This is a genomic window from Robertkochia marina, from assembly GCF_004799345.1.
GTDB classification, from domain to species: Bacteria; Bacteroidota; Bacteroidia; order Flavobacteriales; family Flavobacteriaceae; genus Robertkochia; species Robertkochia marina.
On sequence record NZ_SSMC01000001.1, the window covers coordinates 1,517,559 to 1,537,812 of the forward strand.

Sequence of the window (20,254 nt, forward strand, 5' to 3'; positions counted from 1 at the left end):
ATGGCTAAAGAATCAATGAAAGCCCGTGAGGTTAAAAGACAAAAATTGGTAGATAAGTATGCTGAAAAGCGCAAGGCTCTTAAAGAAGCCGGCGATTACGAAGCACTTCAAAAGCTGCCAAAGAACGCTTCACCGGTACGTCTGCACAACCGTTGCAAACTAACCGGAAGACCTAAAGGGTATATGCGTACTTTCGGTATTTCTCGTGTAATGTTCAGAGAAATGGCCAACAAAGGGTTGATTCCGGGAGTTAAAAAAGCAAGTTGGTAAATAGATTAAAAGGATAAAAGATGTATACAGATCCTATTTCAGATTATTTAACAAGAATAAGAAACGCGAACAGTGCCGGTCACCGCGTAGTGGAGATCCCTGCTTCGAACCTGAAGAAAGAGATCACTAAGATCCTTTTTGATCAGGGGTACATTCTGAGCTATAAGTTCGATGATGAGAGCTCTGCTCAGGGTACCATCAAGATCGCGTTGAAGTACGATAAAGTGACCAAAGAACCTGTGATCAAAAAGATCCAGCGTGTAAGTAAGCCAGGTCTTCGTAAGTACAGTGGGAAAGATGAGCTTCCCCGCGTACTGAACGGTCTTGGTATCGCTATCGTTTCTACGTCTCACGGAGTTATGACCTCTAAGCAGGCCAAGACTGAGAACGTAGGTGGTGAGGTATTGTGTTACGTTTACTAATATTTAAAGACAAGAAGAAATGTCAAGAATAGGTAATAGTCCAATAGCAATTCCGGAAGGAGTTACTGTAGATATTAAAGACGGCGAAGTTACCGTTAAGGGAAAGCTGGGCGAGCTTACGCAGCAGGTTCAGGATGTTACTGTTAAGGTAGAGGAAGGACAGCTGATCGTTGAGCGCGATTCAGATAAGAAAGACGTTAGAGCCAAGCACGGTCTTTACAGATCATTGCTTAACAACATGGTGGAAGGAGTTTCTAAAGGGTTTACCAAAGAGCTCGAACTGGTTGGAGTAGGTTATCGTGCCAGCCACCAGGGTCAGAAACTAGATATTGCCGTAGGATTTTCTCACAACATCGTAATGGAACTCGCTCCTGAGATCAAGGTAGAGACCATTTCAGAAAAAGGGAAAAACCCGATCGTGAAGTTAACCTCACATGACAAGCAATTAGTAGGTCAGGTGGCTGCTAAGATTCGCTCCTACCGTAAGCCTGAGCCTTACAAAGGAAAAGGTGTGAAGTTCGTTGGAGAGCAATTAAGAAGAAAAGCAGGTAAATCAGCTTAATAAGTAGCATTATGGCATTATCAAAGACTGAAAGAAGACAGAGAATTAAAAACAGAATCCGTAAGGTGGTTTCGGGAACCGAAACCAGACCTAGGCTGGCTGTTTACAGAAGTAATAAGGAGATCTATGCTCAATTAATCGATGACAACAGCGGGAAAACCCTGATGGCGGCATCGTCAAGAGATAAGGAGATTAGTTCTGCTGCAGGTACTAAAACTGAGATCGCTGCCCTGGTTGGGAAATCTATCGCAGAGAAGGCGGTTAAGGCCGGTATCGAAAGCATTACCTTTGACCGAGGAGGCTACCTGTACCACGGAAGAGTTAAATCATTGGCGGAAGGAGCCAGAGAAGCAGGACTTAAATTCTAAGAAATTATGTATCAAGATTATAAGAACGTAGAATTAGTGAAGCCGGGAGGGCTTGAACTTAAAGATCGTCTGGTTGGAGTACAAAGGGTAACCAAGGTTACCAAAGGTGGTAGAGCCTTCGGATTTTCTGCCATTGTAGTTGTAGGAAACGAGGACGGTGTAGTAGGACACGGTCTGGGGAAATCAAAAGAGGTGGCTGATGCTATTTCTAAGGCGGTAGAAGATGCCAAGAAGAACCTGGTTCGTATTCCTTTGAACAAAGGAACCCTTCCACATGAACAAAAAGGGAAATACGGTGGAGCACGCGTATACCTTCAGCCTGCCTCTCACGGTACCGGGGTAATTGCCGGTGGTGCTGTTCGTGCGGTATTGGAAGCTGTAGGGGTACACGATGTACTTTCTAAGTCACAGGGATCTTCAAACCCTCACAACGTAGTAAAAGCAACTTTTGATGCTTTACTGCAACTGAGAGATGCGAAGACCGTAGCAGCTCAACGCGGTATTTCTTTAGAAAAAGTTTTTAAAGGATAAATCAAGGATAAAATGGGAAAGATTAAAGTAACACAGGTAAAGAGCAACATCAAGCGTCCTCAGAATCAAAAGAGAACGCTCGAAGCGCTTGGTCTGAAAAGAATCGGACAGGTGGTGGAACATGAGGCGACACCAACTATCCTTGGTATGGTAAAAAAAGTTGAACATTTGGTTTCTGTAGAAGAAGCTTAAATACAATACAGTTATGAATTTAAGTAACTTACAACCTGCTGAAGGTTCAGTTCACAAAGACGGTAAAAGAGTAGGTAGAGGAGAAGGTTCCGGTAAAGGAGGAACAGCTACCCGTGGACACAAAGGGGCGAAGTCTCGTTCAGGTTACTCTAAAAAGATCGGATTTGAAGGAGGGCAGATGCCGCTTCAGAGACGTGTACCTAAGTTTGGTTTCAAAAATATCAACAGAAAAGAGTATGTTGGTGTCAATCTTAACAAGTTACAGGAATTGGTTGATAAAGGTGTTGTGAAAGACACCGTAGATTTAGATATATTAGTGGCCAACAAACTGGCAGGTTCTAATGATCTTGTAAAGATCTTAGGCGGTGGCGAGCTGAAATCTAAATTGAAAGTTTCTGTACATAAATTTACAGCCAGCGCCAAAGCCGCTATTGAGGCTGCCGGTGGAGAAGCAGTAAGTTTATAACCCAAACCCAACCAAAAGTAACCATGAAGAAGTTTTTAGAGACACTTAACAATATCTGGAAGATCGAAGAATTGAAAGGGAGAATCCTTGTAACCATCGGATTGCTATTGGTGTACCGATTTGGTGCTCAGGTAGTACTTCCGGGTATTGATACACAGCAATTGGCTGAATTGACCAGCAGAACAGATGGCGGAGGTTTATTAGGTATCCTGAATGCATTTACAGGTGGGGCGTTTGCAAACGCTTCTGTTTTTGCCCTGGGAATCATGCCATATATCTCGGCATCTATCGTGGTTCAATTAATGGGGCTGGCCATTCCCTACCTTCAGAAATTACAGAAAGAAGGTGAAAGTGGCCGTAAAACCCTTAACCAGATCACTCGTTGGTTGACCATCGGGATCTGTTTAGTGCAAGCGCCTGCTTATTTGTATGGTCTTGGGGCCCTTGGGGTACCTGACAGTGCTTTTATCCTAGGTAAAGGGCTGGGCTTTATGATCCCTGCCGTATTGATCCTGGTAACAGGAACCATCTTTGCCATGTGGCTGGGTGAGAAGATCACCGATAAAGGTATTGGTAACGGTATTTCACTGTTGATCATGGTAGGTATTATTGCTACCCTTCCGATTGCCTTTGCTCAGGAATTTGATTCTGTCGTTAACCGAAACAACGGAGGTCTTATTTTAATCCTGATCGAGGTGATTCTATGGTTCGTAGTGATCCTGGCCAGCATCATGTTGGTAATGGCTACCCGTCAGATCCCTGTACAGTACGCTCGAAGAACTGCCTCCGGTGGTTACGAAAAGAATGTGTTCGGGTCAAGACAGTATATCCCGTTGAAGCTTAATGCTTCGGGGGTTATGCCAATTATCTTTGCTCAGGCGATTATGTTTGCTCCGGGTTATATTGGTACCATTGGTGCCTTGAAGGATACTGCAGCAGGACAGTGGTTGCAGGTGAATTTCGGTAACGGATCCATGTTCGGATTCTGGTATAATGTAGTGTTTGCGTTATTAATCATTGTATTTACGTATTTTTACACCGCAATTACCGTACCGACAAATAAAATGGCTGACGATCTTAAGCGTAGCGGCGGCTTTATTCCTGGTATCAGACCCGGGAAAGAAACGGCAGATTACCTGGATAAGATCATGTCATTGATAACCTTCCCGGGATCATTATTCCTGGCGGTTATTGCCATTTTCCCGGCTATCGTGGTAAATGTTATGGGTATACAGCAAGGTTGGGCTCTGTTCTACGGAGGTACTTCCCTGCTCATTATGGTTGGTGTGGCCATAGATACCATGCAACAGGTAAATTCTTACCTGCTTAACAGGCACTATGACGGTTTAATGAAATCAGGTAAAAACAGAAAAGTTGTAGCGTAAGTATTTATGGCAAAACAACAAGCTATAGAACAGGACGGAACGATCATCGAAGCATTATCGAATGCAATGTTCCGGGTAGAATTGGAAAACGGGCACGTTGTAACGGCTCACATTTCCGGAAAGATGCGAATGCATTATATCAAATTACTTCCCGGCGATAAGGTGAAGCTTGAGATGAGTCCGTATGATCTAACAAAAGCAAGAATTACTTATAGATATTAAAGAGATGAAAGTAAGAGCATCACTCAAGAAAAGAAGTCCCGAGTGCAAAATTGTGCGTAGAAAAGGGAGGTTGTATGTAATTAATAAAAAGAATCCTAGATTTAAACAAAGACAAGGATAAGTTATGGCTAGAATCGCAGGTGTAGACTTACCAAAGCAAAAGAGAGGAGTTATTGGATTAACTTATATCTTTGGTATAGGTAAAAGTAGAGCTAAAGAGATCTTAGAAAGAGCTCAGGTTAGCGAGGATACAAAAGTATCTGACTGGGCAGACGACGAGATCGCTCGAATTCGTGAAGCTATTTCTCACTATACAATTGAAGGTGAGCTTCGTTCAGAAACTCAGTTGAACATTAAGCGTTTAATGGACATCGGTTGTCAAAGAGGGATTCGTCACAGAGCAGGACTTCCTTTAAGAGGTCAGCGTACCAAGAATAACTCGAGAACTAGAAAAGGTAAAAGAAAAACTGTTGCTAACAAGAAGAAGGCAACTAAATAATACGTAGCTTAGTTATGGCAAAGTCAAATGCAAAAACTGCTAGAAAGCGTAAAGTAGTAGTAGAGTCGGTTGGTGAAGCTCATATTGCGGCATCGTTCAACAACGTGATCATTTCCCTGACCAATAAGAAGGGTGATGTGATCTCTTGGTCGTCTGCCGGTAAAATGGGATTCCGCGGGTCTAAGAAAAATACTCCTTACGCAGCTCAGGTAGCAGCCGAAGATGCAGCAAAGGTGGCTCACGAGGCCGGCCTTAGAAAAGTGAAGGTGTACGTAAAAGGACCTGGTTCAGGAAGAGAATCTGCAATCAGATCGATCCACAATGCCGGTATCGAAGTAACCGAGATCATCGATGTTACTCCACTACCACACAACGGATGTCGTCCTCCTAAAAGAAGAAGAGTTTAATTAATTAATGTTTTCAGAAGGTTTTATATGATTATCGAAGGATAAGCCTTAATTCATAATCACCTTCTAAATACAAAAGAAACATGGCAAGATACAGAGGTCCAAAAACTAAGATTGCCCGTAAATTCGGAGAAGCAATTTTCGGTGATGATAAATCATTTGAAAAAAGAAATTACCCTCCGGGGCAACACGGTAATAACCGTAGAAGAGGTAAAAAATCAGAATACGCTGTCCAGTTAATGGAAAAGCAAAAAGCGAAGTATACCTATGGTATTCTTGAGCGTCAATTCCGTAACCTGTTTGAAAAGGCGAACCGCAATAAGGGCGTTACCGGTGAGGTATTGCTGCAGCTTTGTGAATCACGTCTTGATAATGTAGTTTACAGAATGGGTGTAGCTCCTTCAAGAAGAGCTGCCCGTCAGTTAGTGGGACACCGTCACATTACTGTAAACGGAGAGGTTGTAAACATTCCGTCTTATCAATTGAAGCCTGGTGATGTTGTTGGAGTAAGAGAAAAGTCGAAATCATTGGAAGCGATCGAAAGATCACTTGCTAACACAAGTAGTGTTTACGAATGGATCAGCTGGAATAGCGAGAAAAAAGAAGGTACTTTTGTAAGTGTACCTGAGCGTATCCAGATCCCGGAAAACATTAAAGAGCAATTAATCGTCGAGTTATACTCTAAATAATAATTAGACAGCAGTCGTACTATGGCAATATTAAATTTTCAGAAGCCCGATAAAGTTATAATGATCGATTCTACCGATTTCGAAGGGAAATTCGAATTTCGTCCTTTGGAACCCGGGTATGGATTGACCGTTGGTAACGCATTGCGCAGAGTTCTACTTTCATCTCTTGAAGGGTATGCAATTACTTCTACAAGAATTGACAAAGTAGAGCACGAGTTCTCTACCATCGAGGGTGTGGTGGAAGACGTTACAGAGATCATCCTGAACTTGAAGCAAGTTCGCTTCAAGCGTCAGATCGATGATATCGATAACGAAACCGTTTCTATCTCCCTAACCGGTAAAGAGCAGATCACTGCCGGTGATTTCCAGAAGTTCATCTCTGGTTTCCAGGTGTTAAATCCGGATCTTGTGATCTGTAACCTGGATCCTAAAGTGACGATCAATATGGAGATCACTATTGAAAAGGGTAGAGGTTATGTACCTGCTGAAGAGAACAAAAAGGCCAATGCGCCTCTTGGAACCATCTTCACAGATGCGATCTATACACCTATCAAAAATGTGAAATACAGCATCGAGAATTATCGTGTTGAGCAGAAGACCGACTACGAAAAACTGGTTTTCGAAATCATTACAGATGGTTCTATTCATCCTAAGGATGCCCTTACAGAAGCTGCCAAGATCCTTATCCACCACTTTATGTTATTCTCTGATGAGAGAATTACCCTGGAGGCCGATGAGATCGCGCAGACCGAAACTTATGATGAAGAGTCGCTGCATATGCGTCAGTTGTTGAAAACAAAACTGGTAGACATGGACCTTTCTGTTCGTGCCCTGAACTGTTTGAAGGCTGCTGAAGTAGACACATTGGGTGACCTGGTGTCATTTAACAAGAACGACTTAATGAAATTCAGAAACTTTGGTAAGAAGTCATTAACCGAGCTGGAAGAGTTGGTAAACAACAAAGGTCTTAGCTTCGGAATGGATCTTTCAAAGTATAAATTAGATAAGGACTAGTTTCTTTTCCCTGAAGCGAGCGAATGAACGTAACGGAAGGGAGTAATTAAAGAATACAATGAGACACGGAAAAAAATTCAATCATTTAGGTAGAAAGACCGCTCACAGAAAGGCTATGCTTGCTAATATGGCTTGCTCGCTGATCGAGCATAAGCGTATCAATACCACATTGGCTAAAGCAAAGGCGCTTAAGCAATTTGTGGAGCCTTTGGTAACAAAATCAAAAGAGGATACTACGCATAACAGAAGAATCGTTTTTAGCAGACTTAGAGATAAGGAAGCTGTAACAGAACTTTTCAGAGAAGTAGCAGTAAAAGTTGGAGATCGTCCGGGAGGGTATACCCGTATCATTAAGTTGGGTAACCGTTTGGGTGATAACGCTGATATGGCTATGATCGAACTTGTAGACTACAATGAACTTTACAATGCAGGTAAGCCTGCTAAGAAGAAGTCTACTCGTCGTGGCCGTTCTAAGAAAGCTGCAGCTACAGCCGATGCTCCTGCGGCTGCAGAAGCTTCAACTAATGAGAAAACTGAAGACACTCAGGAATAGTGAAGAATTATTAGTTACATACCAAAAAGGATAAACGATTTAGTTTATCCTTTTTTTTTGTGCTATTTTTGTGAAACTTTTTACTAAGCAGTTCAATGAAATACCAAGCAAAGAAAAAAGCCCTTATCCTCCTGGCAGATGGTACCATCTTTTGGGGTAAGGCAGTCGGAAATCTGGAAGGAAGTTCCTTTGGCGAAGTGTGTTTTAATACCGGTATGACCGGGTATCAGGAGATCTTTACCGATCCGTCCTACTTTGGTCAACTAATGGTAACCACCAATGCTCATATTGGAAACTATGGTGTAAAGGAAGGGGAAGAAGAATCAGATTCTGTTAAAATTGCAGGGTTAATATGCAAGAACTTCAGCTATACCCCGTCAAGAGACGGTGCTACAGATTCTTTAGAGAATTACCTGAAAAATAACGATATCCTGGCCATTTCTGATGTTGATACCAGAGCCCTTGTAAGTTATATACGGGAACATGGTGCTATGAATGCCGTGATCTCTACAGAGGTAGATGATATTGCTGCCCTTAAAGAAAAGCTTGCCCAAACGCCTGATATGAAAGGATTGGAGCTTGCCTCAAAAGTATCTGCCAAAGAACCTTATTTCTTTGGAGATGAAAATGCACCCTATAAAATTGCGGCTCTCGACCTGGGGATCAAAAAGAATATTCTTAGAAACCTGGCAAAGAGAGGTTGTTACATCAAGGTGTTCCCATACAACAGTTCTTTTGAAGATCTGAAGTCGTTTGAGCCAGACGGTTATTTCCTTTCCAACGGTCCCGGAGATCCTGAGCCGCTTGAAAGTGCTATAGCCGTAGCACGTGAGATCATCGAAAAAGATCTGCCCCTGTTTGGTATTTGTCTGGGTCACCAGATCATTGCCCTTTCCCAGGGAGTGGCTACCTTTAAAATGTTTAACGGTCACAGAGGTATCAACCATCCTGTAATTAATCATCTTACAGGGAAAGGAGAGATCACTTCTCAAAACCACGGTTTTGCCATTAACAGAGAAGAGGTTGAGTCAAATGATGATCTTGAAATAACCCATTCTCACCTGAATGACAATACCGTAATGGGTATCCGTCATAAGACAAAAAATTGCTTCTCGGTACAATATCACCCTGAAGCAGGCCCAGGTCCGAATGACGCCACCTATTTATTCGATCAATTCATTGAAAATATAAAACAATCAAAACAAGTTATAGCATGAGTATAATTATTAATGTGCATGCGCGTCAGATTCTTGATTCCCGTGGAAATCCAACCGTAGAGGTCGATGTAATGACCGAAAACGGAATGATCGGAAGAGCTGCTGTACCTTCAGGGGCTTCAACCGGAGAACACGAAGCTGTTGAGCTTCGCGATGGTGGGAAGGCCTATATGGGAAAAGGTGTGGCCAATGCGGTGAAAAATGTAAATACTTTAATTGCTGAAGAGATCGTTGGGGCTTCTGTCTTTGAGCAGAATCTTATTGACAAAACCATGATCGATCTTGACGGAACTCCTAATAAGTCAAAGTTAGGGGCTAATGCCATTCTTGGCGTGTCGCTAGCTGTTGCTAAAGCAGCTGCAGCTGAACTGGGGATGCCGTTGTATCGTTATGTAGGAGGGGTGAGTGCTAATACCCTGCCTGTTCCAATGATGAATATTATTAATGGTGGATCACATTCAGATGCACCCATCGCATTCCAGGAATTCATGGTAATGCCGGTAAAAGCTAAAAGCTTTACCCACGCCATGCAAATGGGTACGGAGATCTTTCACCATTTGAAAAAGGTACTTCATGACCGTAATCTTAGTACGGCAGTAGGCGACGAGGGAGGGTTTGCTCCTGAGCTGGAAGGTACTGAAGATGCCTTGGATACCATATCTAAGGCCGTGGAAAATGCCGGATACAAAATGGGAGATGAGGTTCTTATCGCCCTTGACTGTGCTTCTGCAGAATTCTATGTAGACGGAAAATACGATTATACCAAGTTCGAAGGAGATAAAGGTGCGGTTAGAACTTCAGAAGAACAGGCATCATACCTGGCTGAACTTTGTGAAAAGTATCCTATTGTATCTATAGAGGACGGTATGGATGAGAACGATTGGGAAGGATGGAAAGTGCTGACCGAGAAAATTGGAGATAAGGTTCAGTTAGTAGGTGATGATCTTTTTGTGACCAATGTTGAGCGACTTTCAACCGGAATCGATAAAGGGATCGCAAACTCCATCCTGATCAAAGTAAATCAGATCGGTACCCTTACCGAAACTATTGCAGCAGTGAACATGGCTAAGAACGCCGGGTATACTTCTGTTATGTCGCACCGTTCGGGAGAGACTGAAGATAATACCATAGCCGATCTCGCCGTAGCTTTAAATACCGGTCAGATCAAAACCGGTTCTGCTTCACGTAGCGATCGTATGGCGAAATACAATCAATTGTTAAGAATCGAAGAGGAGCTAGGTCCGGTAGCGTATTATCCGCAGGAGAAAGCTTTTAAGATCAATAAATAACACCTTGTTGTGTATTCTTGTAAAAAGCCCCTTCTCTTAAGGGGCTTTTTCTTTGATTAACATTCATTTAATAGGCATATTTTTTTTCTTACGCCTTCTTATCTTTATTTTATAGTGTGAAACAGTTTGTTAATAAGAAATAACACCATTGAAAAAACACTTTTTATTTGTCGCTGCAGAGAATGATGGTATAGCTAATTGCAAGGCAGGAGGTATGGCCGATGTGGTTCGTGATGTACCTCGTCAAATTGCCGAGTTCGGAGATCGTGTTACCGTGATAACCCCTTCTTACGGACGTTTGCATCATAGGGCTAAGTTTATTGAGAAAATTAAATTTTCATACCGGGGTCAGGAGGATGAGGCAGAATTGTACGAGGTAACCGGGAAAAAGCCACATGAGCGTATTCGTCATTTTGTCTGGCATCATCGGGAATTTCGTCCGGGAGATATCGCTCATATTTATTTTAATGATCCTGATAAACCTTTTTATACAGATACCTTGACCTTTTCCAGGTTTGGTGCTATAGTTGCTGAAGCGATTTACAAGGGTGTTTTTGATAAAGTAGATATCGTTCATTTACACGACTGGCATGCCAGTTTTCTATTGCTTTTACGCGAATATCATGAACGTTATCATGCACTCAAAAAGATAAGAATGGTGTACTCCATTCACAATCTTGCCATACAGGGTATCAGGCCATTGGAGAATGATTACGGTTCTCTGCAGGCTTTTTTTCCCGATCTGAATGCAGATCATGAACGCATAAAGGACCCCCGGTATTTAGATTGTTTTAACCTGATGGCTATTGGGATCCGGTTTTCAGACGCCGTACACACGGTTTCACCCTCTTATATGATCGATATACAGCAACCCAGTAATCCGCCCGGATTTATCGGCGGTGAAGGGCTGGAAGAAGATCTTAAAAATGCAGCCGAAGAAGGGCGTCTTTTTGGGATCTTGAATGGTTGTAACTACAAGGGGTACCATCAGCCGGAGCTAGGAAAATTCTTTCTGACAGCTTTGAAAACCACCTTGAGATGGTTGCAAATGGCCGATAAGAAATATAAAGCCCATTTTCTTGCTCATACCGGAGAGAAAATAGCAGCTTTACTGGAAGCACCACCCACAATGGTGTGCGGGAGTGTAGCGCGGTTAACCGAACAGAAATTTTTCTTTTTTAAGGAAGATCCTTCTTTGCTGGCCACCATGCTCGATGATCTCGAGGCAAAAGGCGGAGTCTATGTGCTGGTGGGAACCGGGGCTCCGGAATATGAGAGATTGTTCAGAGCTATGAGCCGCAGGCATAAAAGTCTGATCTTTATTAACGGACAGTCTGAAGAGGTCATTGATGGGTTGTATGCCGAATCAGACCTTTATATCATGCCGAGTTTGTTCGAACCTTGTGGAATTAGTCAAATGCTGGCCATGAGAAACGGGCAGCCTTGCCTGGTGCATCATACAGGAGGTCTTAAAGATACGGTTAGGCATATGGAAACCGGGTTTGCCTTTGATGGTGACACTTTTGCAGAAAAGAAGACCGACTTCATTAAGGTCTTTGAAGCTGCGCTCGAAGTATTTTTTAACGATAAGGAAAAGTGGCAAAAAATCAGAGAGAAGGCCGCTGCTGAACGATTTACCTGGAAGCGATCGGTAAAGGCTTATTACAAAGAACTATATCAAATTAAAGTACCTGAAAAAGCAGTAGGTAACTAATATTACATTCAGGGTTCTGTGTAGTGATTATCTTTAGAATCGAAATTAATTAGGATATCCTCAAAACGGCCTGATTTCACGGGTAAAAACCGTTTGAGTTAACCGAATTTTAACAGTTTATTTCGTATTTTCGCAACACTTTAAAAATCACTAAAAATTTCGATATAGAATATGTCAGATAAAGCTACATTAGAATACAACGGGAAGAAGTTTGAATTTCCTGTAATTGAAGGTACAGAAAATGAGTTAGCTATTGATATTAAAACACTCAGAGCCTCAACTGGGATGATCACCATCGATCCCGGGTATAAGAATACCGGATCTTGTGAAAGTGCAATTACCTACCTTGACGGAGAAAAGGGAATTTTGAGATACAGGGGGTATGCCATTGAAGATCTTGCTGAAAAAGCAAGCTTCCTGGAAGTAGCTTATCTGCTGATATTCGGAGAGTTGCCTAACAAAGAGCAATTGGATAAGTTTCACGCTGATATTAAGGCGAACTCTGAGGTAGACGAGGATCTTAAAAAGATCGTAGACAGTTTCCCGAGAAGTGCTCACCCCATGGGAATTTTGTCATCGCTTACCAGCGCCCTTACGGCCTTTAACCCGTCTTCTGTAGATATTAATTCAGAGGAGGATATGTACAAGGCCATCGTAAAGATCATGGGTAAATTTCCTGTGTTAGCAGCGTGGACCCTGAGAAAGATCAATGCCAAGCCATACGATTACGGAGACTCTTCGTTGGGCTATGAAGAGAACATGCTGTATATGATGTTCAAAAAGCCAAATGAGAGTTATGTTCCGAATCAGACCGTAGTAGATGCCCTGGACAAGCTTTTAATTCTTCACGCTGATCATGAGCAAAACTGTTCTGCCTCTACCGTTAGAATTGTAGGGTCATCTCATGCCAGTCTTTTTGTTTCACTAGCTGCAGGGGTATCTGCACTATGGGGGCCACTTCACGGAGGGGCTAACCAGGCGGTGATCGAAATGCTGGAAGGTATTAAGGCCGATGGTGGCGATACCGCCAAGTATATGGAAAAGGCAAAAGATAAGAACGATCCTTTCCGACTGATGGGATTCGGACACCGTGTGTATAAGAACTTTGATCCTCGTGCGCGAATTATTAAAAAGGCCGCTGATGATGTACTGGGCGACCTGGGGGTAGAAGATCCTGTGCTGGATATTGCTAAAGGCCTTGAAAAACAAGCGCTGGAAGATCCATATTTCGTAGATCGTAAGCTGTATCCTAACGTAGATTTCTATTCAGGAATTATTTACCGTGCACTTGGTATTCCTACGGAGATGTTCACTGTAATGTTTGCTTTAGGACGTCTGCCCGGATGGATCGCTCAATGGAGAGAGATGCGCTTAAGAAAAGAGCCGATCGGAAGACCAAGACAGGTTTATGTAGGAGAGACTCACAGAGAATTTAAGCCTTTGGAACAACGATAGTTAAAAGACTTTAATATTTAATAAAAAGCGGTGAATATTGATAGAATCATTTTCACCGCTTTTTTATATTAGCAGAAATTAAAAAGAACATGCTCAAACTACATGTTACAGATGAAACATCTGTCCTGAAGGCAGTGATCTTGGGGATAGCCGATAGTTGCGGTCCTACCCCCACGGTAGAAGAAGCCTACGATCCGAAATCGTTAGAACACATTATAGCAGGTACCTATCCTAAAGAAGCCGATATGGTGAAGGAAATGGATGCTTTTGATAAGGTGCTCAAGAAGTATGGAGTAACCGTATATCGTCCGAAATTGATCGAGGATTGCAACCAGATCTTTTCAAGAGATATCGCCATGGTGATTGATAATGTATTGGTGAAGTCGAATATTTTACCGGACAGGGAGCAGGAACTGGAAGCCATTCAATACGTAATTGATCAGATCGCACCTGAAAAAATACTGACGCCTCCTGAGGAGGTGCATATTGAAGGGGGCGATGTTATGGTGTGGGGCGACCATGTATTTATAGGCACTTACAAAGGTGAGGACTACCCAAATTATATTACGGCCCGAACCAATATGCAAGGGGTCGAATTTATAAGAAAACATTTTCCGCATAAGAAAGTGAAGGAATTTGACCTGGTAAAATCGAATACCGATGCCAAACGAAATGCCCTTCACCTGGATTGTTGTTTCCAGCCGGTGGGAAAGAACCTTGGAATCATTCACAAGGAAGGTTTTCGTTCTGAAGATGACTACAAATATTTGGTAGATCTGTTCGGAGAAGAGAACCTGTTTCATATCACAGCGGATGAGATGTACCATATGTTCAGCAATGTATTTTCTATTGCACCCGATGTGGTAGTAACAGAGCGTAATTTTACCAGGCTTAACGAATGGCTCCGCTCTAAAGGATTTACGGTAGAAGAGATACCCTATGCAGAGATCGCCAAACAGGAAGGACTGTTAAGGTGTTCTACCATGCCATTGATCAGAGCATAAATAATTTTTAGTAAAAACGAACATGAACAGACAGGCTACAAATACCATTTTAATGATTCGTCCGGTGAACTTCAGGATGAACGAACAAACCGCTGTAAACAACTATTTTCAGGAGTCTCCTGAAGGGCTGCAGGCAACGGTAAATAAAAGGGCTCAGGATGAATTCGATGCATTTGCGAACAAACTGCAAGCTGTTGGAGTAAATGTGGTAGTGGTGGAAGATACCATAGATCCTGATACTCCTGATTCTATATTTCCGAATAACTGGATCTCATTTCACGATAACGGGCAAATAGGTCTCTATCCTATGTTTGCAGAAAACCGAAGATTGGAGCGCAGAGAAGATGTTCTGGAGAAACTGGAGTCGGAGGGATTTCATATAGAAAGTGTCATGGATTATACCGGGGCAGAAGCTGAGGATGTTTTCCTGGAGGGTACGGGAAGTGTGGTGCTTGACAGGGTAAATAGAAAGGCCTATTGTGCATTGTCTCCGAGGGCCGATGAAGACCTCTTTATAGAATTCTGTGAAGATTTTGAGTACACTCCTGTAGTTTTTCATGCCTATCAAAATGTTGATCAGGAGCGTCTTTTGATCTACCATACCAATGTCATGATGTGTGTGGCTGATAAATTTGCAGTGATCTGTCTCGATACTATTGATGATAAAAAGGAGCGTAAGAATGTGTTAAACCACCTGAAGGAAGATGGTAAAGAGATCATTGAGATCACCGAAGCGCAAATGCAGCAATTTGCGGGTAATATGCTACAGGTAACAGGGGCAGAAGATAAAAAGTATCTGGTGATGAGTGAAGCAGCGTTTCGCTCTTTAAATAAAGATCAGGTAAAGCGAATTGAGAAATATTCTGAAATACTGTACAGCTCTCTGGAGACCATAGAAACAGCAGGAGGCGGTAGTGCACGTTGCATGATGGCAGAGGTGTTTCTTCCTAAAAAGTAATTACAGGATTAATTTTTTAAAAGGCCGCTGATAAAGATCATCTTTTCAACGGCCTCTTTTTATATCTTGCCTTTTTTAATGAACCTACTGTACTATGCTTTCTAAAAAAACTAAATATGGTCTTAAAGCTCTGACCTATATGGCAAGGAAAAAAGATGAAGCCCCTATCCTGATCTCTGAAATTGCCGAGGCGGAAAATATTTCGAGGAAATTTCTGGAACTCATTTTACTGCAATTGAAGAACAATGGTTTTTTAGGCTCTAAGAAAGGAAAAGGAGGCGGGTATTATCTGGTGCAGGAGCCCGAAATGATATCTATTGCTGCCTTGATCCGGATACTGGAAGGTCCCATCGCCTTACTGCCCTGTGTGAGCCTTAACTTTTATGAAAAATGCGATGACTGTCCTGATGAGACCCAATGTTCTCTCAACAGACTCATGGTAGAAGTCAGAGACAACACCCTTAAAGTGTTAGAGAGTAAAACGCTGGCAGACCTTATTTGAGATGATTTTCCTACAAGAGCTTGGTTTTTAGCAGGAATATAACTTTTAAAAATCTACTGATATGGTAGGTTTTTATACTTTTGTGGCTGAATCTCAAATCTTGCATTATGGACATAGTAGGATTGAATGCGCAATTTCAAAATAAAACCCCCGAAGATATCGTTGAGTGGGTTTGCCGGAATACTGAGAATCCTATTTTAACCACCAGCTTCGGTGCCTACTCCATGGCTATATTACATTTGGTAACCAGAGTAGTTCCAGATATTCCTGTGATTTGGTGTGACACCGGTTATAACACAAAGGAGACCTATAGGTTTGCAGAATACGTTATTGATCATTTACAGCTGAATATCAAAGTCTATCATCCAAAACGATCCAGAGCCCACTGGGAGGCCGTTCACGGTGGTGTTCCTCAAATAGATGATCCTGCTCATTCGACCTTTGCCCGCCTTGTAAAATTAGAACCTTTCGAGCGTGCATTGTCTGATCATCAACCGGATGCTTGGTTCGCTAACCTGCGAAAAGGACAGACGACTTTTAGGAATACTCTTGATGTAGCTACCAAGGATAAAACAGGAATCTTAAAAATCAGCCCTTTCTATTCCTGGTCGGATAATGAATTGGATCAGTATATGTCTGAAAACGGGTTGAAGGATGAGCCACGATATTACGACCCTACAAAAGTGATGGAACATCGGGAATGTGGTCTCCATCTACCTTAGAGTTAATCACAAAAAGCCTTAATTAAATAAGCCGGTCAAAAGATCGGCTTTTTTGATAGAAATACACCCTAATCAGTTTATATTTATCTCTGATTTAAGATTAACCAAAGCTTATTTATGAAGAAATTAATGCTACTATCTCTATTCCTGGTAATAGGGTACGGGATGCAATCATGTGCACCCGAAATTGTTGACAAACCCATAGTTTTTAACCAGGAACGACTTGAGCTTTCTAAAGAATATATGGAATCCCATTATGGGTTGATTCAGGATGAACCAAGCATTGAACCAAAAATGGTGGTTGTACACTGGACGGCTATACCCACTTTTGAGAAATCTTTTGAAGCCTTTGCCGACACAAAACTTCCAAACTGGCGGCCAGAGATCGCAGGAGCGGGTGCACTGAATGTGTCGTCTCATTTTCTGGTAGACCGGGATGGAACCATATATCGTTTAATGCCGGAAACCATTATGGCACGCCACGTGATCGGATTGAACCATTGTGCTATTGGGATAGAAAACGTAGGAGGTACTGATGACACCCCTTTGACCGATGCACAGCTCAAGGCTAATATTGACCTGATTGACTACCTGTCATCAAAATATGATATCTCTTATGTGATCGGGCATCATGAATACCGGAATTTTGAAGGCCACCCGTTATGGATGGAGAAAGATCAGGGGTATCGCACAGAGAAATCAGATCCCGGAGATGTGTTTATGAGCGAGATCAGGAATGCTTTTGAACCCAATAAGTTTAAAGAAATACCAAATAATTAAAGAATGAAAAGAGTACTCTCATTTCTTACGATCCTGCTGGTGGTAATCACTGTCAATGCCCAGGATTTTATGACGCAATTAGATAAGGATTATAAGGATTTTATGGAACCTGCCATCAGTAAAAGGCGGATCAAGCACAGCGATGTTAGTGCCTTGGTGGAAAAGGTCAAAGAAATGAAAGGTGTTGAGGTGAATACCGTTGGCCATTCCATTGAAGGAAGACCGCTATACCTTATCTCTTTGGGAAAAGGCGATACGGATGTTTTTCTATGGTCGCAAATGCATGGTGATGAATCTACCGCCACCATGGCCATTTTTGATATCCTGAATTTTTTTGAGGCAGGTTCTTACAAAAAGGAGAAAAGGGAAATGTTGAAAAATCTAAGGATTCACTTTCTACCCATGTTGAATCCTGATGGGGCAGAATTGTTTACCAGGAGAAATCGACTAGGTATTGATATTAACCGTGATGCACTTCGTTTACAATCGCCTGAATCTAAAACCCTGAAAAGGGTCAGAGATAGTCTCGATGCCGATTTTGGCTTTAATCTTCACGACCAAAGCCGCTACTATAATGCAAACCTTACTGCGAAACCTGCCACCGTATCCTACCTGGCACCGGCCTATAATTATGAAAAGGAGATCAATGAAACCAGGGGGGATGCCATGAAGATCATTGTATTGATGAACGATGTGCTTCAGCATTATGTACCCGGACAGGTGGGGCGATACAATGATGATTTTGAACCCAGGGCATTTGGTGATAATATTCAAAAGTGGGGTACCAGTACCATACTGATCGAATCTGGAGGTACTTATGAAGACAGGGAAAAGCAGGAGATCAGAAAACTCAATTTTGTATCCATTCTAACAGCCTTAAGTGCCATTGCAGATGAAAGCTTTAAGGATATCCCTGTTGACAGATACTTCGAGATTCCTAACAACGATCGCAAATTATTTGATCTTAAATTAACCGGACTGACCTACGACCTTTTAGGGGAAGAATATATTCTTGACGTTGGTTTTTATCAATTCGAAAAAGACAACGAAGCTCATAGCGATTATTTTATCGCAGCCGGAATTGGCGATTTGGGAGACCTTTCTACCTTCTACGGTTACGAGACCATCAATGCTGAAGGACTGAAATATGTACCTGCTAAGGCCTACCCTGCAACTCTGAAAACGGTGGACGATGCTAAGGCTCTTGCTCATCATGAATTGATAAAAAAGGGATATGGTTACCTGCAGGTGAATAATATTCCTAAAGACTTGAATAATGTGGCCCTGCCTATGCACCTTGTTACTCCGGGAACAACTCCTGACTTTGAAATCCGTATTGGTAACAATCCATCGTTCTTCCTGGCCGATCAAAATGGTGTATTGAAATATTATGTATACAACGGTTATTTAATAGACATGAAATCGTTGAAGAATGCAATGGTACCCGGTAACGCTTTAATAGTTCGCTAGGGCTTGTTTGCCCTGAGATCTTTTAAGAATAAAAGGATCAAAACGGGAATTAATAATGCAAAAAGGTAGGGAGGTAATAATAAGCAGTAGCTGTAAAATATTGATGATATCTACTTCAGGCTTTATCTCGCTTAAAACCAATAAGGCAACTCCGCCAATAGCTAAAAGCACTGCCCAGATAAGGCGGTGCTTTTTTTGTGGGTGAAGTTTTCCATTATCGGTGAACATACTGAGTACATAGATGGCAGAATCGGCTGAAGTGATCAAAAATCCAAGCAGCAGTAGGATGATCAGAATGTTGACCGTACCCGACCATGGGAAGTAAGAGAAGAATTCAAACAGGGAAGCAAACTCATCTGAGAATTGTCCTGAGTATCCCCCTTGCCCTGATATAAGATTGAACGCAGTATCACCAAAACCTGAAAACCAAATAAAGCTGGCTAGGGAAGGAATGATTAATACCCCTAAAATGAATTCACGAATGCTGCGTCCCCGTGATATTCTGGCGATGAATATCCCCGTAAAAGGAGCCCAGGCAATCCAAAATGCCCAATAGTAATAAGTCCATTCTTTCAGAAAGGCTTCTCCTGGATCGAAATTGCCCCAGGCAAGACTCATTGGAATAAAATCTATGATGTAGGAATATAATGCCGCCATAAAGTTCTGAAGAATACTCAGCATGTTCCCCTGCAGTAATACATATATAAAAAGCAGGGTGGTAAGAGCAATGTTAATGTTAGACACCATTTTTATACCCTTGTTTAAGCCCTGCCATGCAGAAATAAAAGCCAGAACACAGATCAATACCAGTGCTCCTATATTCAGATCGAGGGCATAAAAAGCTTCCGGAATAAGATAATTGAAACCTCCTGTTATTTGGGTTGTACCAAGGCAAATGGCCCCTGTAACTCCGGTTACCGTAGTAAGGATCACTAGGATATCCAGACCCTTTAATAATGGAGTTGAAATGTTTTGCTTTTGAAGAATGTTGCTCAGTAAGGGCTTTTTATTTCGACTCATCACTGCAAACCCTATGATCAGGGCGAACAACGCATAGAATGCCCAGGCGGTAAAGCCCCATTGGTAAAATGTATATTCGAGGGCCATGACCCTGGCAGAGGTCTCTGTGTCGAGCGGTGGATTTACGAGCATAAATACAGGCTCTTGTACCGCTCTGAGCAAAATTCCGGCACCCATACCTGCACTATACAGCATTGCTAACCAGGATAACCTTGAAAATTCCGGCTTTTCACCTTCTTTGCCCAAGATGATCCTGCCGTAAGGTAACAGGGTTAACAACAATAGAATGATCACACATACCAGGCCTAAATAGAGGTAGTACCTGCCAAACCATGACCGGATGAAGAGGGAGAAACGGACGAGCAAATCGTAGAATGCTTCGGTAAAGAATAAGATGGATAGGGAGAAGATCACAAAAATTCCGATACAAATAAGGAGTACAGCATTCTCTTGTAAGAATTTTAGTGATTTCATGGTGGAAATTATGGCATGATAAATGGTTAAAAACCTCTTTTCGAAGACGTTATTAATCAGGCAATTTTA

Annotated in this window: 26 protein-coding genes; 25 read left to right on the forward strand and 1 reads right to left on the reverse strand. The window is 42.2% G+C overall.

The annotated features are described in order from the left end of the window. The 25 genes from rpsN to E7Z59_RS06450 all read left to right on the forward strand — a co-directional run bounded on the left by rpsN (position 1) and on the right by E7Z59_RS06450 (position 18,691). Positions 1–270 (forward strand): 30S ribosomal protein S14, encoded by a 270-nt coding sequence (gene rpsN / locus E7Z59_RS06330; RefSeq protein ID WP_136335428.1) that lies wholly within the window; start codon positions 1–3, stop codon positions 268–270. 20 nt (positions 271–290) lie between these two features. Next, positions 291–692 (forward strand): 30S ribosomal protein S8, encoded by a 402-nt coding sequence (gene rpsH, locus E7Z59_RS06335; RefSeq protein ID WP_136335429.1) that lies wholly within the window; start codon positions 291–293, stop codon positions 690–692. A 19-nt stretch (positions 693–711) separates the two neighbouring features. Continuing rightward, entirely contained in the window at positions 712–1,254 is a 543-nt protein-coding gene (gene rplF, locus E7Z59_RS06340) for a 50S ribosomal protein L6 (protein ID WP_136335430.1), read from the forward strand. A gap of 11 nt (positions 1,255–1,265) precedes the next feature. Continuing rightward, positions 1,266–1,622: a 50S ribosomal protein L18 gene (rplR, locus tag E7Z59_RS06345; RefSeq protein WP_136335431.1), complete on the forward strand. Its 357-nt coding sequence runs from the start codon at positions 1,266–1,268 to the stop codon at positions 1,620–1,622. A gap of 6 nt (positions 1,623–1,628) precedes the next feature. Then, positions 1,629–2,153, forward strand: a complete 525-nt coding sequence (gene rpsE, locus E7Z59_RS06350; RefSeq protein WP_136335432.1) for a 30S ribosomal protein S5 — start codon at positions 1,629–1,631, stop codon at positions 2,151–2,153. Positions 2,154–2,165: 12 nt separating this feature from the next. Beyond that, positions 2,166–2,345, forward strand: a complete 180-nt coding sequence (gene rpmD, locus E7Z59_RS06355; RefSeq protein ID WP_136335433.1) for a 50S ribosomal protein L30 — start codon at positions 2,166–2,168, stop codon at positions 2,343–2,345. Positions 2,346–2,358: 13 nt separating this feature from the next. Continuing rightward, complete coding sequence (gene rplO / locus E7Z59_RS06360) at positions 2,359–2,811, forward strand: 50S ribosomal protein L15 (protein WP_136335434.1); 453 nt, start codon at positions 2,359–2,361, stop codon at positions 2,809–2,811. Positions 2,812–2,834: 23 nt separating this feature from the next. Further along, on the forward strand, positions 2,835–4,196 hold the full coding sequence (secY, locus tag E7Z59_RS06365; protein ID WP_136335435.1) for a preprotein translocase subunit SecY: 1,362 nt from the start codon (positions 2,835–2,837) through the stop codon (positions 4,194–4,196). Between the two features lie 6 nt (positions 4,197–4,202). Next, positions 4,203–4,418, forward strand: coding sequence for a translation initiation factor IF-1 (gene infA, locus E7Z59_RS06370; RefSeq protein ID WP_136335436.1), 216 nt, complete (start codon positions 4,203–4,205; stop codon positions 4,416–4,418). Positions 4,419–4,422: 4 nt separating this feature from the next. Then, positions 4,423–4,539 (forward strand): type B 50S ribosomal protein L36, encoded by a 117-nt coding sequence (gene ykgO, locus E7Z59_RS06375; protein WP_074978891.1) that lies wholly within the window; start codon positions 4,423–4,425, stop codon positions 4,537–4,539. A 3-nt stretch (positions 4,540–4,542) separates the two neighbouring features. Further along, positions 4,543–4,917 (forward strand): 30S ribosomal protein S13, encoded by a 375-nt coding sequence (gene rpsM / locus E7Z59_RS06380; RefSeq protein ID WP_136335437.1) that lies wholly within the window; start codon positions 4,543–4,545, stop codon positions 4,915–4,917. A gap of 14 nt (positions 4,918–4,931) precedes the next feature. Then, positions 4,932–5,324, forward strand: a complete 393-nt coding sequence (rpsK, locus tag E7Z59_RS06385; protein WP_136335438.1) for a 30S ribosomal protein S11 — start codon at positions 4,932–4,934, stop codon at positions 5,322–5,324. 83 nt (positions 5,325–5,407) lie between these two features. After that, positions 5,408–6,013: a 30S ribosomal protein S4 gene (rpsD, locus tag E7Z59_RS06390; RefSeq protein ID WP_136335439.1), complete on the forward strand. Its 606-nt coding sequence runs from the start codon at positions 5,408–5,410 to the stop codon at positions 6,011–6,013. Between the two features lie 21 nt (positions 6,014–6,034). Beyond that, positions 6,035–7,027 (forward strand): DNA-directed RNA polymerase subunit alpha, encoded by a 993-nt coding sequence (locus E7Z59_RS06395; RefSeq protein ID WP_136335440.1) that lies wholly within the window; start codon positions 6,035–6,037, stop codon positions 7,025–7,027. A 58-nt stretch (positions 7,028–7,085) separates the two neighbouring features. Further along, the gene (gene rplQ, locus E7Z59_RS06400; protein ID WP_136335441.1) at positions 7,086–7,580 is read left to right on the forward strand and encodes a 50S ribosomal protein L17; all 495 of its coding nucleotides are present in this window, start codon (positions 7,086–7,088) and stop codon (positions 7,578–7,580) included. Positions 7,581–7,675: 95 nt separating this feature from the next. Further along, complete coding sequence (gene carA, locus E7Z59_RS06405) at positions 7,676–8,797, forward strand: glutamine-hydrolyzing carbamoyl-phosphate synthase small subunit (protein WP_136335442.1); 1,122 nt, start codon at positions 7,676–7,678, stop codon at positions 8,795–8,797. Then, positions 8,794–10,086 (forward strand): phosphopyruvate hydratase, encoded by a 1,293-nt coding sequence (gene eno, locus E7Z59_RS06410; RefSeq protein WP_136335443.1) that lies wholly within the window; start codon positions 8,794–8,796, stop codon positions 10,084–10,086. Before carA ends, eno begins: the two co-directional genes overlap by 4 nt. A gap of 148 nt (positions 10,087–10,234) precedes the next feature. After that, positions 10,235–11,800, forward strand: a complete 1,566-nt coding sequence (locus E7Z59_RS06415; protein ID WP_136335444.1) for a glycogen synthase — start codon at positions 10,235–10,237, stop codon at positions 11,798–11,800. Between the two features lie 171 nt (positions 11,801–11,971). Continuing rightward, the gene (locus tag E7Z59_RS06420) at positions 11,972–13,255 is read left to right on the forward strand and encodes a citrate synthase (RefSeq protein ID WP_136335445.1); all 1,284 of its coding nucleotides are present in this window, start codon (positions 11,972–11,974) and stop codon (positions 13,253–13,255) included. A gap of 89 nt (positions 13,256–13,344) precedes the next feature. Beyond that, complete coding sequence (locus E7Z59_RS06425; RefSeq protein WP_136335446.1) at positions 13,345–14,259, forward strand: dimethylarginine dimethylaminohydrolase family protein; 915 nt, start codon at positions 13,345–13,347, stop codon at positions 14,257–14,259. A 22-nt stretch (positions 14,260–14,281) separates the two neighbouring features. Continuing rightward, positions 14,282–15,217, forward strand: coding sequence for a citrulline utilization hydrolase CtlX (gene ctlX, locus E7Z59_RS06430; protein ID WP_136335447.1), 936 nt, complete (start codon positions 14,282–14,284; stop codon positions 15,215–15,217). Between the two features lie 94 nt (positions 15,218–15,311). Then, entirely contained in the window at positions 15,312–15,719 is a 408-nt protein-coding gene (locus E7Z59_RS06435) for an RrF2 family transcriptional regulator (RefSeq protein WP_136335448.1), read from the forward strand. 107 nt (positions 15,720–15,826) lie between these two features. Continuing rightward, positions 15,827–16,441, forward strand: a complete 615-nt coding sequence (locus tag E7Z59_RS06440; protein WP_136335449.1) for a phosphoadenosine phosphosulfate reductase domain-containing protein — start codon at positions 15,827–15,829, stop codon at positions 16,439–16,441. A gap of 117 nt (positions 16,442–16,558) precedes the next feature. Further along, entirely contained in the window at positions 16,559–17,221 is a 663-nt protein-coding gene (locus tag E7Z59_RS06445; protein ID WP_136335450.1) for a peptidoglycan recognition protein family protein, read from the forward strand. 3 nt (positions 17,222–17,224) lie between these two features. After that, a complete protein-coding gene (locus E7Z59_RS06450; RefSeq protein WP_136335451.1) occupies positions 17,225–18,691 on the forward strand; it encodes a M14 family zinc carboxypeptidase in 1,467 nt (488 codons plus the stop codon). On the opposite strand, the gene E7Z59_RS06455 is transcribed toward E7Z59_RS06450, so the two are convergent. After that, positions 18,677–20,185, reverse strand: a complete 1,509-nt coding sequence (locus E7Z59_RS06455) for a BCCT family transporter (RefSeq protein ID WP_136335452.1) — start codon at positions 20,183–20,185, stop codon at positions 18,677–18,679. The genes E7Z59_RS06450 and E7Z59_RS06455 overlap by 15 nt on opposite strands. Between the last annotated feature and the right edge of the window lie 69 nt (positions 20,186–20,254).